The organism is Kitasatospora sp. NBC_00070 (assembly GCF_045041205.1).
Classification (GTDB): Bacteria; Actinomycetota; Actinomycetes; order Streptomycetales; family Streptomycetaceae; genus Kitasatospora.
Genome location: NZ_CP108247.1, coordinates 5,332,604 through 5,347,674, shown reverse-complemented (window position 1 = coordinate 5,347,674; position 15,071 = coordinate 5,332,604). Strand labels below are relative to the sequence as shown.

Annotated in this window: 12 protein-coding genes and 1 tRNA gene; 7 read left to right on the top strand and 6 right to left on the bottom strand. The window is 72.7% G+C overall.

The genetic code is table 11. From position 1 onward, the window contains the following. Nucleotides 1–49 precede the first annotated feature (49 nt). From OHV05_RS24380 to OHV05_RS24355, 6 genes are all read left to right on the top strand, one after another. A complete protein-coding gene (locus OHV05_RS24380) occupies nucleotides 50–1,378 on the top strand; it encodes a hypothetical protein (protein WP_405021533.1) in 1,329 nt (442 codons plus the stop codon). Further along, on the top strand, nucleotides 1,371–3,812 hold the full coding sequence (locus OHV05_RS24375) for a tetratricopeptide repeat protein (RefSeq protein ID WP_405019528.1): 2,442 nt from the start codon (nucleotides 1,371–1,373) through the stop codon (nucleotides 3,810–3,812). The genes OHV05_RS24380 and OHV05_RS24375 overlap by 8 nt, the downstream gene beginning before the upstream one ends. Before the next feature lie 4 nt (nucleotides 3,813–3,816). Further along, nucleotides 3,817–4,950, top strand: a complete 1,134-nt coding sequence (locus tag OHV05_RS24370; protein ID WP_405019527.1) for a PP2C family protein-serine/threonine phosphatase — start codon at nucleotides 3,817–3,819, stop codon at nucleotides 4,948–4,950. A gap of 63 nt (nucleotides 4,951–5,013) precedes the next feature. Further along, nucleotides 5,014–6,342, top strand: coding sequence for a vWA domain-containing protein (locus OHV05_RS24365; protein ID WP_405019526.1), 1,329 nt, complete (start codon nucleotides 5,014–5,016; stop codon nucleotides 6,340–6,342). A gap of 46 nt (nucleotides 6,343–6,388) precedes the next feature. Continuing rightward, a complete protein-coding gene (locus tag OHV05_RS24360; protein WP_405019525.1) occupies nucleotides 6,389–7,567 on the top strand; it encodes an FHA domain-containing protein in 1,179 nt (392 codons plus the stop codon). A 142-nt stretch (nucleotides 7,568–7,709) separates the two neighbouring features. After that, nucleotides 7,710–8,093 carry a globin gene (locus tag OHV05_RS24355; protein ID WP_403035914.1) on the top strand — a complete coding sequence of 128 codons (384 nt, stop codon included), beginning with the start codon at nucleotides 7,710–7,712 and terminating at the stop codon, nucleotides 8,091–8,093. 40 nt (nucleotides 8,094–8,133) lie between these two features. Here the strand turns inward: OHV05_RS24355 and OHV05_RS24350 are convergent, their stop codons facing one another. The 5 genes from OHV05_RS24350 to OHV05_RS24330 all read right to left on the bottom strand — a co-directional run bounded on the left by OHV05_RS24350 (nucleotide 8,134) and on the right by OHV05_RS24330 (nucleotide 13,669). Continuing rightward, nucleotides 8,134–8,820 carry a hypothetical protein gene (locus tag OHV05_RS24350; protein WP_405019524.1) on the bottom strand — a complete coding sequence of 229 codons (687 nt, stop codon included), beginning with the start codon at nucleotides 8,818–8,820 and terminating at the stop codon, nucleotides 8,134–8,136. Between the two features lie 69 nt (nucleotides 8,821–8,889). Next, nucleotides 8,890–9,342: an acyl-CoA thioesterase gene (locus OHV05_RS24345; protein WP_405019523.1), complete on the bottom strand. Its 453-nt coding sequence runs from the start codon at nucleotides 9,340–9,342 to the stop codon at nucleotides 8,890–8,892. A gap of 120 nt (nucleotides 9,343–9,462) precedes the next feature. Then, nucleotides 9,463–11,127 (bottom strand): energy-dependent translational throttle protein EttA, encoded by a 1,665-nt coding sequence (gene ettA, locus OHV05_RS24340; protein WP_403035905.1) that lies wholly within the window; start codon nucleotides 11,125–11,127, stop codon nucleotides 9,463–9,465. Between the two features lie 186 nt (nucleotides 11,128–11,313). Further along, a complete protein-coding gene (locus OHV05_RS24335; RefSeq protein ID WP_403035902.1) occupies nucleotides 11,314–12,639 on the bottom strand; it encodes a Cys-Gln thioester bond-forming surface protein in 1,326 nt (441 codons plus the stop codon). Nucleotides 12,640–12,967: 328 nt separating this feature from the next. After that, the gene (locus tag OHV05_RS24330) at nucleotides 12,968–13,669 is read right to left on the bottom strand and encodes a single-stranded DNA-binding protein (RefSeq protein ID WP_405019522.1); all 702 of its coding nucleotides are present in this window, start codon (nucleotides 13,667–13,669) and stop codon (nucleotides 12,968–12,970) included. 558 nt (nucleotides 13,670–14,227) lie between these two features. Between OHV05_RS24330 and OHV05_RS24325 the strand changes: the two genes are divergently transcribed. Continuing rightward, nucleotides 14,228–14,303: transfer RNA gene (locus OHV05_RS24325), tRNA-Arg, on the top strand. A gap of 112 nt (nucleotides 14,304–14,415) precedes the next feature. On the opposite strand, the gene OHV05_RS24320 is transcribed toward OHV05_RS24325, so the two are convergent. After that, complete coding sequence (locus tag OHV05_RS24320) at nucleotides 14,416–15,015, bottom strand: TetR/AcrR family transcriptional regulator (protein WP_405019521.1); 600 nt, start codon at nucleotides 15,013–15,015, stop codon at nucleotides 14,416–14,418. Nucleotides 15,016–15,071: the final 56 nt, after the last annotated feature.

The following is a 15,071-nucleotide window of genomic DNA, read 5'->3' as shown; positions in this document are numbered from 1 at the left end:
CGAGACTGGAAGGAATGACGTGGCGTTCGCAGGAGCTGCCGGCCCGGTGATGAGCCGGGAGGAGGTGGACCGCGCGCTGGCGCGGCTGGGGGCGGAGCGCGACGCGGTGGAGGCCGCGCTGCTCGCCCTCCAGGAGCACCCGGGCCGCCGGTTGCTGGAGGGCGCCGCGCTGAGCGGGCGGACCCTGGAGCGCTGGTCGGTGGCCGAGCCCGGGCTGAACCTGCTCTGGGCGCTGTTCGACCGCTACGCGGAGGCGCTGGCCTCGGCGGTGGCCGTCCGGGCCCGCCGCAGCCGGCCGGGCGGGGCGGAGCTGGCCGAGCTGAGCGAACTGCTCGGCGGCCCGGCCGTGACCGTCTCGGGCAGCCAACTCCCGGACACCGGCGGCCCGGTGCCGGTCCGGCTGGTCGAGCGGATCAGCCTGGCCGAGCTGCTGGAGCGGATGAACGCCTGGTACGCCACGGTGTACGAGGTGGTGGCGGCCAGCGACGCGGTCTGGTCCGCGCTGCCCGCCAGGATCGACCTGCTGCTGGCCGAGCTGGGCCGGGTCCGGATGCTCTCCGGCTCGCTCGGGGTGCGCCCCGGCGTCCACCCGCTGGCCGACGACCTGGACGGCCTGGAGCGGGAGTTGACCGAGCTGCGGACCGAGGTGCGGAGCGATCCGCTGGCGCTCTGGCGGCCCGGCCGGGTCCCCGCGCAGCGCGGCTCGGGCGGCGGCGCCCTGGGCCCCGGGGCGGTGGCCGGGGTGGTGGACACCGAGCGGTTCGACCGGGCCGGGCGGGCGCTGGACGGCGTCCGGATGGAGCTGGACGGGCTGCTCCGGCTGCGCGACGAGGCGCACGAGCGGCTCCAGCAGGTCGGCGACCTGCTGCAACGGGCCGACGCCACGCTGGCGGAGGCCCGCCGGGCCCGCGGCGAGGTGCTCGCGAAGATCGCCGCGACCGAGGTGCCCGCCGTACCGGGCCCGGCCTCGGCGCTGCGCGAACGGATCGGCCTCGCGGTCGAGTTGCAGCAGACCGGGCAGTGGCACCGGCTGGCACCGCTGCTGGACACCCTGGAGGAGGTGGCCGCCAGGGAGCTCGGCCGGGCCCGGCAGTCGCTGACCGAGGTGGCCCAGCCGCTGGCCGTCCGGGCCGAGCTGCGCGGGCGGCTGGAGGCGTACAAGGCGATGGCCGCCCGGCTCGGGGTGGCCGAGGACCCGGTGGTGATCGAGCGCTTCGAGAAGGCCCGTTGGCTGCTCTGGAGCGCACCGTGCGACCTGCGGGCGGCGGCCGAGGCGGTGGCCCGGTTCCAGCAGGCACTGCGGCCGGCCGCCCCGGCGGACCGGGTGGAGCGGGTGGACCAGTACCAGGACGGACAGGGGGATCAGGGCAATGGGTGAGACCTGCACCCGACCGGAGTGCTCCGGCTCGGGGACGATCGACGGCGACGGTTACTGCGACGAGTGCGGACTGGCCCCGCTGGCCACGGCCTCCGCGAAGGTGGCGGTGGCGGGCCCGGTGTCCGGCTCGGGGGCCGGGGCCTCCTGCACCCGGCCGGACTGCACCGGCACGATCGACGCCGACGGCTACTGCGACGAGTGCGGCCTGGCCGCCGAGGGCGGCGCCCTGCCGTTCGTGCCCTCGGCCAGGACCGAGGCGCACTCGGGCTCGGTCTCCTCCCGGACCATGTCGGGGCGGTCCCGCTCGCACCGGTCCACCCGGACCGGCAGCGGCCGTTCGGTCTCGGTCCGCAGCGGCACCGGCAGCTCCGGCAGCGGCACCGGCCGGCGCGGCAACCTGGGCGCCGGCCTGGTGAGCGTCCCGAGCATCCCCTCGGCTGACCCGGGCGCGGCGGTGCTGACCGACCCTCAGGTGCCCGAGCGCAAGCGGTTCTGCAGCAAGTGCGACGCCCCGGTGGGCCGGGAGAAGAACGGCGTCCCGGGCCGCCCGGACGGCTTCTGCACCAAGTGCGGCACGCCGTACTCGTTCACGCCCAAGCTGACCCGGGGCGACCTGGTGGGCGGTCAGTACGAGGTGCTGGGCTGCCTGGCGCACGGCGGGCTCGGCTGGATCTACCTCGCGGTGGACCGCCGGGTGAACGACCGCTGGGTGGTGCTCAAGGGCCTGCTGGACACCGGTGACCAGGACGCCCTGGCGGTGGCCATCGCCGAGCGCCGCTTCCTGGCCGAGGTGGACCACCCGAACATCGTCCGCATCATCAACTTCGTCGAGCACCCCGACCTGCGCTCCGGCTCCACCGACGGCTACATCGTGATGGAGTACATCGGCGGCAAGTCGCTGAAGGACATCGCCAACGAGCGCCGCACGCCGGACGGCCGGCGCGAGCCGCTGCCGGTGGAGCAGGCGATCGCGTACGCGCTGGAGGCGCTGCCCGCGCTCGGCTACCTGCACGGGCGGGGGCTGGTGTACTGCGACTTCAAGATCGACAACGTGATCCAGAGCGAGGACTCGCTCAAGATCATCGACCTCGGCGCGGTCTCCCGCTCCGGTGACGACGGCCCGATCTACGGCACCGTCGGCTACCAGGCCCCGGAGATCGCCACCGACGGCCCCTCGGTCGCCTCCGACCTGTACACGGTGGCCCGCACGCTGGCCGTGCTGACCTTCGACTTCCAGGGCTACAACAGCACCTTCCAGTTCGAGCTGCCCGGCCCCGAGCGGGTACCGCTGTTCGCCCGGTACGAGTCGTACTACCGCCTGCTGGTCCGGGCCACCGACCCGGACCCGGCCCGCCGGTTCGGCTCCGCCGAGGAGATGGCCGACCAGCTCACCGGCGTGCTGCGGGAGCTGCTCGCGCTGCAGGACGGGCGGCCGCGACCGGCGCTGTCCACCCTGTTCGGCCCGGAACTGCGGGTGGTGGACAGCGAGCTGACGCCCGATCCGCTCGACCCGGCCGCCGCCGCGCTGGCCCTGCCGGTCCCCCGGGTGGACCCCGCCGACCCCGGGGCCGGCTTCCTGGCCACCCTGGTCGCGAGTGCCCCGGCCGAGGCGCTGGCCGCGCTGGCCACTGCACCGGCCGGCTCCGTCGAGCTGCGGCTGCGGGCGCTCCGGGCCCAGCTGGAGCTCGGCGCCCGGGAGGAGGCCGAGACCGAGCTGGCGGCCCTGGAGCAGGACCACGGCGACGACTGGCGGGTGGTCTGGTACCGCGGGCTGGCCGAGCTCTCGGCCGGGCGGGCCGAGCAGGCCGCCGCCGCCTTCGACGCGCTCTACGACGCCTTCCCCGGCGAGGCCGCGCCCAAGCTGGCGCTGGCCGTCTGCGCCGAGCTGCTCGGCAACGGCCAGGACGCCGCCGAGTTCTACCGCCTGGTCGGCAGCACCGACCGGGCCTACGTCAGCGCCGCGTTCGGCCTGGCCCGGGTGCTGCTGGCGGCCGGCGACCGGCCCGGCGCGGTGGCCGCCCTGGAGGCGGTGCCCGAGGCGTCCGCGCACTACACCGCCGCCCGGATCGCCACCCTGCGGGCCCGGCTGCGCGGGCGCGCCCCGGAGGAGCCGCTCGGGCCCGAACTGGCCCGCTGCTCGGCCCAGCTGGCGGCGCTCTCGCTGGACGCCAGGCGCACCGAGGAGCTCTCGGTCGAGGTCCTGAACGCCTCCCTGGACTGGGTGCTGGCCGGTTCGGCCGGCGGCGCGGCGGGTGGGTCCGCCGAGGGTGCCCCCGGCACGCTCGACGTGCTGGGACATCGGGCCGTTGAGCGGGAACTGCGCTTCGCCCTGGAACACTCCTATCGAGTACTGGCGCGGTTGACCGACCGGGCCGAGATCAGGATCGAGATGGTGGAGCGGGCGAACCGTGCCCGCCCCCGGACGTGGGTGTGAACCGATGCCGCAGCAGCAGACCAGGTGCCCGAGCTGTGCCGAGCCGCTGGACCCGGAGGACGACTACTGCGGGGCCTGCGGCCTGAACGTGACCGATGACGTGCCGTCGGCCGCCGCCGGGACGGCGGCGGCCGGTGCCCCGGTGCCGCGCTGCGTGCACTGCGACTCGACCGAGCTGGCGGCGGACGGGTACTGCGAGAGCTGCGGCGGCGCCCAGCCCCGGCCGCGCGACCACCAGGAACTGACGGCGGACGGCGTCGCCGGGGTCACCGACCGGGGGCTGCGGCACCACCGCAACGAGGACGCCTTCACGGTGGCCGCCACCCACCTGCCCGGCGGCGAGCCGGCCGTGCTCGCGGTGGTCTGCGACGGGGTCTCCTCCTCGGCCCGGCCCGACGAGGCGTCGGCCACCGCGGTCCAGGCCGCCGCCGCCCACCTGCTGGCCGCCCTACCGCGCGGGCGGCGCCCCGACCAGGCGATGCGGGAGGCGATCGGGGTGGCGGCCCGGGCGGTGGCCGAGCTGGCCAAGGACGGCGTCCCGACACCGGGCGGCAGCCAGAACGCCCCCGCCTGCACCTACGTCAGCGCGGTCTCCGCCGCCGGCCTGGTCACCATCGGCTGGGTCGGCGACACCAGGGCGTACTGGATCCCGGACGACCGGGAGTCCGCCGTGGCGTACCGGCTGACCGAGGACGACTCCTGGGCGGCCCGGGTGGTGGCGATCGGGCTGATGAGCGAGGCCGAGGCGTACGCCGACCCGCGGGCCCACGCGATCACCGGCTGGCTGGGCGCGGACGCCGAGGAGGTCGAGCCGCACACCGTGAGCTTCACCCCGCACGTGCCCGGCGTGCTGCTGGTCTGCACCGACGGTCTGTGGAACTACGCCGAGGCCGCCGCCGACCTGGCCGAACGGGTCCGCCCCGACGCCCGCTCCGAACCGCTGGCCGCCGCCCGCGAACTGGTCGACTTCGCGGTGACGGCGGGCGGCCACGACAACATCACGGTGGCGGTGCTGCCGATCAGCCCGCCGGCCGAGACCACCGTGCGGACCGTGCCGCTGCAGGCCGCCAGCACCGGGGCGGCGCCGCTCCACTCGTCCCCGACCCTCCAGCTCCACCGGTCCGGCAGCGGAAGCTGACGACCACTCACCCGACTCCGTCCACCCGTCCGCCGAACCACCGATTGCCCGACAGGAGCAGCGATGGCCGTTCTGTCCCGGTCCCACCCGAGTTTCAGCGTCGACATCTTCCAGAACGAGTACCTGGCCGAAGGCGCCCGCGAGGTGAACGCCATCGTCACCGTCACCGCGACCGGCGGCGGCACCTCCGGCGGGCAGCCGCTGGCCCGGGACGCCGGTGCGGCCGCCGCCGTGGTGATCATGGTCGACTGCTCGGGCTCGATGGACTACCCCGCCGCCAAGCTGCGCAACGCGCGCGAGGCCACCGCGGTCGCCATCGACACCATCCGCGACGGCGTCGCCTTCGCGGTGGTGGCCGGCACCCACGAGGCCAAGGACGTCTACCCGGGCGGCGGCCGGCTGGCGATCGCTGACCAGGCCACCCGGGCGCAGGCCAAGGAGGCGCTGCGCAAGCTGACCGCCAACGGCGGCACCGCGATCGGCACCTGGCTGACCAAGGCCAAGCAGCTCTTCGAGAGCCGCTCGGACATAGCCATCCGGCACGGCATCCTGCTCACCGACGGCCGGAACGAGCACGAGAAGGCCGCCGACCTGGAGCGGGTGCTCGGCCAGGCCGCAGGCCTGTTCACGGTGGACTGCCGGGGCGTCGGCACCGACTGGGAGGTGACCGAGCTGCGCAAGATCTCCTCGGCCCTGCTGGGCACGGTGGACATCGTCGCCGAGCCGTCCGGGCTGGCCGAGGACTTCCAGCAGATGATGGTGCAGGCGATGGGCAAGCAGGTCGCCGACGTGGCGCTGCGGGTCTGGACCCCGGCCAACGCGGTGATCAAGTTCGTCAAGCAGGTCACCCCGAACCTGGAGGACCTGACGGACCGTCGGGCCGAGGCCGGGCCCCGGGCCGGGGACTACCCGACCGGCTCCTGGGGGGACGAGAGCCGCGACTACCACGTGTGCATCGAGGTGCCCGCCGCCGAGGTCGGCAACGAGATGCTGGCGGCCCGGATCAGCCTGCTGCTTCCCCAACCCGACGGGACCACCGAGGTGCTCTCCCAGGGTCTGGTGCGCGCGGTCTGGACCGACGACCTGGCCTCCTCGACCCGGATCAGCCCGCAGGTCGCCCACTTCACCGGGCAGGCCGAGCTGGCCTCCTCGATCCAGGAGGGGTTGGAGGCGCACCGCGCGGGGGACGTCGATCTGGCAACCGCCAAGCTCGGCGCGGCCGTTCGGATCGCCCACCGGACCGGCAACGAGAGCACCTTCAAGCTGCTGCAGAAGGTGGTCGACGTGGTCGATCCGAAGGAGGGTACCGTTCGGTTCCGTAAGAACGTGAGCGAAGCCGACTCGATGACGCTGGACACCCGTTCGACCAAGACCGTCCGGGTGAAGAAGTGACCGGCTCGGGGGGCCGAACCGGACCGCTGGAGATGTGGGGGACCTGATGCCGATCTGCCCTAGGGGCCACGAGTCGCAGGCCGAGGACTGGTGCGACTTCTGCGGCTTCCCGATGACCCCTCCGCCGGGGCTGTCCGTGCCGGGATCGTCGCCCTTCGTCAGCGGGCACACCCAGCCGCAGGGCGTCCCCACCGGACAGCCGAACACTCCGCCGCCCGCGCCGCAGTACACCCAGCCGGGGCAGGGCGCGCATCCGGTCCAGGGCGGACAGCCCGGGGCCGGGCAGTACGCCCAGCCGGGCCGGCCCGCGCCGTACCCGGAGCAGGCCGGGCAGTACGCCCAGTCCGACCTCACGGCCGGTCTGCTGACCTGCCCGATCTGCCGGACCCCGCAGACCGGCCGGTACTGCGAGGAGTGCGGCTTCGACTACGAGCTCTCCTCGCCCGCGAGCCAGCAGCAGCAGCGCCCGCCGGCCGCGTACGGGGGCTTCCCGCCGCCCGGCCCCGGGCCGGTGCCGGCACCCGCGCCGTACCAGCCGCCGCTGCCGCCCAGCCCGCCGACGCCCGCGCCCTACCAGCCGCCGGTGCCGCCGCCCGCGCCGACCCCGGAGCCCTCGCCGTTCCCGCCGGGTGCCCAGGGCGGCCACGGCCAGTTCGAGCAGCCGGGCACCTCGTTCCGGAAGAACCCGTCCTTCCAGGGTTCGGAGGGGCTGGAGAGCTTCGACTCGGGACCGACCTACGCACAGCCGGGCAGTGCCCCGGGTGACGAGTTCGGCACCTCCTTCCACCTGCAGCCGCCGGGCGCTCCCCCGGCCAGGTCGACCTGGATCGCGGTGGTCTCGGCCGACCGCGACTACTTCACCGACATGATGGCCCGCAGCGGGCCGGAGGCGGCCGGGCTGTTCTTCCCGCCCTACTGCCCCGAGCGCCGGATCCCGCTCAGCGGCCGCGGCCAGCTCCGGATCGGCCGCCGCAGCCAGCACCGGGGCACCGTGCCGGAGATCGACCTCTCCGTCCCGCCGGAGGACCCGGGTGCCTCGCACCAGCACGCGCTGCTGGCCGAACAGGCCGACGGCAGCTGGGTGCTGGTCGACCAGGACTCGACCAACGGCACCACGGTGAACAACGGGGCGGAGGCGGTCCCCCCGCACACCGCGATCCCGCTGAACGACGGTGACCGGGTGCACATCGGCGCCTGGACCACGATCACCCTGCACCGCGCCTGACCGACCGTCGGTGGGGGCCCCGGCCCCCACCGACCGGCCCGCCCCGCCGTCCGCCCCGGGGCCGAGGGTGGGGACCAGGACCTCGGCCCTGGTCCGATGGTCCTGGTGTACGACCGCCGGAGCGGTCTGCGACCATGGTCAAGTGACTGACGAGGCGACGTTCTTCGAACAAATCGGTGGCGAGCCGACCTTCCGACGGCTGGTGCACGTCTTCTACCAGGGTGTCGCCGAGGACGAACTGCTGCGCCCGATGTACCCGGAGCAGGACCTCGGCCCGGCGGAGGAGCGGCTCACGCTGTTCCTGATGCAGTACTGGGGCGGCCCCCGCACGTACAGCGACGAGCGCGGCCACCCCCGGCTGCGGATGCGGCACGTCCCGTTCAAGGTCGACCGGGCCGCCCACGACGCCTGGCTGCGGCACATGCGCACCGCCGTCGACTCCCTGGAGCTGCCCGCCGACGCGGAGCGCCAGCTCTGGGACTACCTCGCCTACGCCGCCGCCTCGATGGTCAACACGGCGGGCTGAACCCGGCCGGCGCAGCCGACCCGGCCCGGTACAGCGCGGCTCAGCGCAGCGGGCCGAACCCGAGGCCGGCGCCCGGGACGACGGTGCGCAGCGCGACCGAGCCGGCCGGGGCGCTCAGCCGCAGCCAACTGCCGGAGCGGTGCGCGGTGAGCGGGGCGTCCGGGGTGAGGAAGCCGACCACGTAGGCGGCGTGCGCGGCCCGGAGCGGGAGCTCGGGCATCGCACCGAGCGGACGGGACCAGATCTCGTCGGCGAGCCCGTCGAGCAGCGTGCGCGTCCGGTGGTGCTCCGGGATCTCGGCCGTGCGCTGCTTGAACTCCCGGACGGCGGACTGCAGTTCCGGCAGCACCACGGGCGCGGTGGTGACACCGGTGCGCTCCCAGCGCGAGCGCGGCGGCAGCAGGCCGGCCCAGGCCGGGCCGGTGACCGGGGCGGGCAGGCCGAGGGTGGCCGCCGACTCGTCGACGCTCTCCAGCAACTGCCCGGCGGAGACGGTCAGATCGGCCTCCGCGACGTCCTCGCCGAGCAGCCGGGCGCTGCGCACGGCCAGCACCCCGGAGCTCCCCAGCGGCAGCCGCCCGAACACCGCCAGCACCGGCCCCGGCTCGGCCCGGACGATCTGCAGCCGTACGGCGGCGGCCCGGTCGAAGCGCAGCAACCTCTCCAGGAACGCCGCCAGGTCGGCGGCCTCGGTGACGTCGGCGAGCGGAAGGCGGGCGGCGGTCAACGGATCAGCTCACTCGGGTACGGGTCGGTGACGGGATCAGGGGGCCACGACGGGCCGGGCTGCGACGGGTCAGGCGGCCGCGGCGGCCGGGGTCTGCTCGGCCCCGTCCATGAACCGGCTGAGGAACTCCCGCTCCACCGGGCTGATCCGGCGCGGGCGGGCGGCCGCCAGGTCGTACGGGACCACCACGGTGGAGGCCCGGACGTAGACCGTCTCGGTGCCGTCCTCGGCGATGTCCTTGATCTCGTAGTCGACGGTCAGCGAGGCGCCGCCGATCTTGGTCACCCAGGTCTCGATGGTGACCGGCTCGGGCCGGTGCACCAGCGGGAGCTTGTAGTCGATCTCGTGCCGGGCCACCACCGAGCCACCCGCGAACTCCCCGGCGCCGGCGGCGCCGGCCTGGGTGAACATGAAGTCGATCCGGGCCTCCTCCAGGTAGCGCAGGAAGACCACGTTGTTCACGTGTCCGAAGGCGTCCATGTCGGACCACCGCAGGGGGCAGGCGTAGATGTGGCGTGCCACGGTCGATCTCCTCAAGAATCCGATTGCCCGTCAGGACCGGTTGTCCGCCGGTGGCTCACGGGCGGCGGCCCGGCAGACCGCCCCAGGGGCAGTCTGCCGGGCCGTGGTTGCTGCAAGGTGTCAGTCCCGGGTCAGCTTCCGGTAGGTGGCCCGGTGCGGGCGGGCAGCGTCGGCGCCGAGCCGCTCGATCTTGTTCTTCTCGTACGACTCGAAGTTGCCCTCGAACCAGAACCACTTGCTCTCACCCTCGTACGCGAGGATGTGGGTGGTCACCCGGTCCAGGAACCACCGGTCGTGCGAGATGACCACGGCGCAGCCGGGGAACTCCAGCAGCGCGTTCTCCAGCGAGGAGAGGGTCTCGACGTCCAGGTCGTTGGTGGGCTCGTCGAGGAGCAGCAGGTTGCCGCCCTGCTTGAGGGTCAGCGCCAGGTTGAGGCGGTTGCGCTCACCACCGGAGAGCACCCCGGCCGGCTTCTGCTGGTCCGGACCCTTGAAGCCGAACGCCGAGACGTAGGCCCGGGACGGCATCTCGACGTTGCCGACGTTGATCCAGTCCAGGCCGTCGGAGACGACCTCCCAGAGCGTCTTCTTCGGGTCGATGTTGGCACGCGACTGGTCGACGTAGCTGATCTTGACCGTCTCGCCGACCTTGACGCTGCCGGAGTCCGGCTTCTCCATGTCGAGCAGCATCTTGAACAGCGTGGTCTTGCCGGCGCCGTTCGGGCCGATCACGCCGACGATGCCGTTGCGCGGCAGGGTGAAGCTCAGGTCGTCGATCAGCAGCTTCTCGCCGAACGACTTCGAGAGGTTGTTGGTCTCGATCACGATGGCGCCCAGGCGCGGGCCCGGCGGGATCTGGATCTCCTCGAAGTCCAGCTTCCGCATCTTGTCGGCCTCGGCCGCCATCTCCTCGTAACGGGCGAGGCGGGCCTTGGACTTGACCTGACGGCCCTTGGCGTTGGAGCGGACCCACTCCAACTCCTCCTTGAGCCGCTTGGCGCGCTTGGCGTCCTTCTGGCCCTCGACCTTGAGACGGGTCTGCTTCGTCTCCAGGTAGGTGGAGTAGTTGCCCTCGTAGGGGTAGGCGCGACCGCGGTCGAGCTCCAGGATCCACTGGGCGACGTTGTCCAGGAAGTACCGGTCGTGGGTGACCGCGACCACGGTGCCCTTGTACTTCTCCAGGTGCTGCTCCAGCCAGTTCACCGACTCGGCGTCGAGGTGGTTGGTGGGCTCGTCGAGCAGCAGCAGGTCGGGCGCCTCGAGCAGCAGCTTGCAGAGCGCAACGCGGCGGCGCTCACCGCCGGAGAGCTTGGTGACCGGCCAGTCGCCGGGCGGGCAGCCCAGCGCGTCCATGGCCTGCTCCAGCTGGGCGTCCAGGTCCCACGCCTCGGCGTGGTCCAGGTCCTCCTGAAGCTTGCCCATCTCGTCGAGCAGCGCGTCGGAGTAGTCCGTCGCCATCAGCTCGGCGATCTCGTTGAAGCGGTCGAGCTTGCCCTTGATCTCCTTGACGCCGTCCTCGACGTTCTCCAGGACGGTCTTGGACTCGTCGAGCGGAGGCTCCTGCAGGAGCATGCCGACGGTGAAGCCCGGCGACAGGAAGGCATCGCCGTTCGAGGGCTGCTGCAGGCCGGCCATCATCTTCAGCACCGTGGACTTACCAGCACCGTTAGGGCCGACGACACCGATCTTCGCCCCAGGGAGGAAGCTCAGCGTCACGTCGTCAAGGATGACCTTGTCGCCAATGGCCTTGCGCACCTTGCGCATGGTGTAGATGTATTCCGCCACGTGAGATCGCTCCGGCGTCGTCGGTGAGTATTCGGGTTACAGCCTTCCATTGTGCCGCACGCGGCCCACGCCCCCGAACGCGATCTTCGGGAACGGGACCGGCCCCGCCCCCTCGGCTGCGGAGGGAACGGGGCCGGATCGGCTCCGGGCTGCGGATCCGCCGGTCGGCGGAGTCGGCTCGGCCGGTCAGGCGCGGCTGTGACGACCGCGGCGACGCAGGGTGAAGACCGCGGCGGCGCCGCCGATCACCAGGGCACCGGCGATGCCGGCGAGCAGCGGGGTCTGACCGCCGCCACCGGTGTTGGCGAGCACCGGGCCGCTCGGGCTGGCCGACGGGGCCTTCGGGGTCGGCGAGCTCGCGGTGTCGGTCTTGCAGTTCAGGACGCCCTTGAACTCCTGCTTGAAGCCGTTCGGGCCGCTGACCACGATGTCGTACGCGGTGTCCTCGGCGACCTTGACCGGGACGCTCTTGGTGCCGCCCGGCGGGACGGTGACGGTCTGGCCGGACAGGGTGAAGGTGAAGTCCTGGTCACCGTTGTTGGCCGCGGTCACGACCACGGCGCCCTGCACGCAGTCGACCTTGGCGGAGACGGCCGGGATCGGGCCGGTCGGGGCCCAGTTGACGGCCACCGAGGCGGTGACCGGGACGGGCTGGGAGCCGGCCAGGATCAGCGTCTGGCTGTGCTTGCCCTGGGCGTTCACCCCGGTGAAGGCGCGGCCGACCGAGACCTCGGCGGAGGTGCCGGCCTTGATGGTGGCGTTGCCCGGGTTCGCGCCGGCCGGGGACTTGGCGTAGATCTCGTCGCCGTTCTTGGCGGTCTTGACCGCCTTGCCCGCCTTGTCGGTGATGCTCAGGTTGGCCTTGGTGCCCGCCTCGTCCAGCGCCAGCGACACCGACGCGCCGTTCGTGGTGACGGTGATCGGGCCGAGCAGGTCGCCGCTCTTGCCGGAGACCGCGGCGGGGCTGAGGCTGAGGGTCGGCTTCGGCTCCTCGAGCTTGACCGCCTTCTGGCGCAGGTACTCGGTCAGCTGCTTGGCCTGCGGGTCGTCCGGGACCGCGTCGACACCGTCGGAGAAGTGCCAGATCGCGGCCTGGGTACCGGCCGCCGCGTCGTCCTGACTGAGGTCCGCGATCTTGGTGGCCTCACGCAGCTTCTCGATGCTCTGCTGCGGGAAGGAGTTGCGGAGGATCCAGAGGATCTTCCCGGCCTCCTCGGGCTTCCCGGCCAGCGAGCTGGAGGCCCACCCGGTCTCGGTGTAGTCCGCGCTGGGCTGGGTGGGGTTGAGCAGGTCGATGCAGTAGGTGTCGAGGATCTTCTCGTCCTCGGTCTCCAACTGGAGGATGCCGCCCTGCACCTCGTACTTGTGACCGTCACGCTCGTAGCTGATGGTCTCGCTGAACCGGACGCCCGGCTTCAGCTTCGCCTTCGCCCCGGTCGTCTCCGAACCGGCGGCGCTGGCCGCGCCCGCCAGCATCATCCCGCTGCCCAGCAGCATGCTCGACGCGAGCATGACACCGGCTATGCGGGAGAGAGCCCGCCCCTGCTTGTGGAACATCTAGTTGACCCCTCCGGGCTGGGCCTTGCCGATGGCAGCCCGCCTTGCAAAGCGACGCACCCTGTGACACCGCCGCACTTGTGTGAACCAGAGGCATCTTATTGACCGGAGGCCGCTGGCAAACCTCCGTGCCAAACGCGGACGGTTCCGTATCTATATTGTTATCAAGCAGCTCATCGTAGCGGTGTACTGACGACCCGCCAGATTCTCACTCCCAATCAGGGGCCTTTCCAACCGGGCACTCCGTCGGGCTCGAAGTGCCGAACAGTGATCAGCATCGGTCTCAGCCGACGGCTACTCGATCACTGCTTGCAATTTCGACACCTCCCGGTTCCACCTCCCGCACACCACCGCTCACTTCGGCCCCGGTCGCCCCCTCCGCACCGGCCGTGGCCGACTCATCCCCGGCGGTGGCCCCGGCGGTGGCTCCGGCGGTGGCTCCGGCCATCGCCGCCTGCCTGGACCCGACCGCGGCGACGATCCACTCCGGCACCGCCTGCCCGGCCGACGCCTGGCCGGGCAGCGCCCCGGCGAGCGCGGCCGACCGGGGACCGGAGCGGGCGGCCGCGGGCCCGGCGGCGGACTCCTCCCGACCCGAACGACCCAGCACCAGATCGGGTTTGGCCTGGACCGCCCAGCGGAACGCGGTCGTCCCCCGGCCGAGGTCGTGGCCGACCACCCGGGCGTCGATCTCCACCACGCAGCGCCGCTTGTCCTCCTCGCCCCACTCCCGGACCCGCAGCCGCCCGCTGACCACCACCGGGTCGCCCTTGCTGAGCGAACTCACCACGTTGGCCGCCAGCCAGCGCCAGGCGGTGACGGTGACCCAGCTCGTCTCACCGTCCACCCAGTCGCCCTTCTCCCGGTCGTAGCGGCGCTCGGTGGCGGCCATCCGGAAGTTCGCCACCGGGACGCCGGCGGCGGTTTGCGAGTAGCTCACCACCGTGGCGACATTTCCGATCATGGTCACCATCGTCTCGTTCATCGGAACACTCTCCGTCCATCGGGAATCACCGGGTGAAATCACGCCGACGGGGAAGAGGATGCCGGGCCGGGGAAAACGATCCCGAGCGTTTCGAAATCCTGGGGAAAACTCGTACTTGTGGATAACCGGGATCACTCTCCGGAGTGAATCGGCTCCGATTTCCAGCTGACTTGACGTCAGTTTTTCGGGGCCATGACAAGTACTGGCCGGGCCTGCCGCTGGGCGACGCTCCCCGAAGGGGTGGCCGGTCGGCGCATCCGCGCACGTCATCCGACCGAAGGAAGCCAAAACCTCCCCCCACCCGCCCCTCCGGCCGGTCCATTCTCCGCACCGAATCCATAACAGGTGGGGAGACAGCCCCGTAACGACTGCACAACGTCCGGCGCCAGAAGCGGTCAGGGCGCTGCATGCCCGGCCGCCACCTGCGATTATCGGACCGCTCAACCGGTGCCGACACACCACGCACGGTGCTTGAAGACCCGGCTGAGTATCTGGGCACCCTTATCCTGTCCCGGACCCCGCAGGCCGACCGAAGCCCACCCGGGCCGATGTCGTCACGCCCCCATAGCTCAGCGGATAGAGCACCCGCCTTCTAAGCGGTAGGTCGCAGGTTCGAATCCTGCTGGGGGCACCAGCACCACCCCACCGGCCGCCGGATCCCGGCCTCGGCCCCGCAGTGCACCGGCCCCGCTCCCCCGGCCCAGCGCCCCGGCCTCGCAGTGCACCGGCCCCGCCCCATCTCGGCCTCAGAGCCCGTCCAGGTACCGGTCCAGCAACTCGACCTGCCGCTCCGGCGGGAAGTCGGCCGGGGCGAACAGTGCCTGCACCACCAGCCCCAGCACGAAGCTCTGGGCCCCCGCCGCCACCTCCTCGACGCCCGCCTCCCCCAGCAGCTCGCCCTGTTCCCTGGCCTGCCCGACCAGCTCGGTGATCCGCTCCCGGGCCCGGCGGTAGCGGGCCGCGTGGTCGGCCGCCAGCTCCGGGTCGGACAGCGCCGCGTCCCAGGAGCCGACCCAGATCCGGTTGCCGGCCACCCCTTCCGGGGTGAGCGGCAGGATGTCCAGCAGGACCGCGCGCAGCAGCGCCCGCCCGCCGTCGGCCGGCGAGGTGCGCTCGGCCGCCGGGCGCGGCCGCTCCACCGTGTGCCGGTCGAGCAGGTCCAGCGCGTACGTCAGCAGGGCCCGCTTGTTCGGGAAGTAGTGGGTGAGCATCCCGGTGCTGGCGTTCAGTTCGGCCGCCACCGCGCGCAGCGTCAGGCCGCCGAAGCCCCGCTCGGCCAGCACCCGCCAGACCGCCGCGGAGACCTCGGACCGGCGGGCGTCATGGTCTCCACGGGCTGGCGTCATGGCGCTAGGGTACCTACCAAACGTTTGTTATGTACGTCCGACCATCCGCCCGGGGA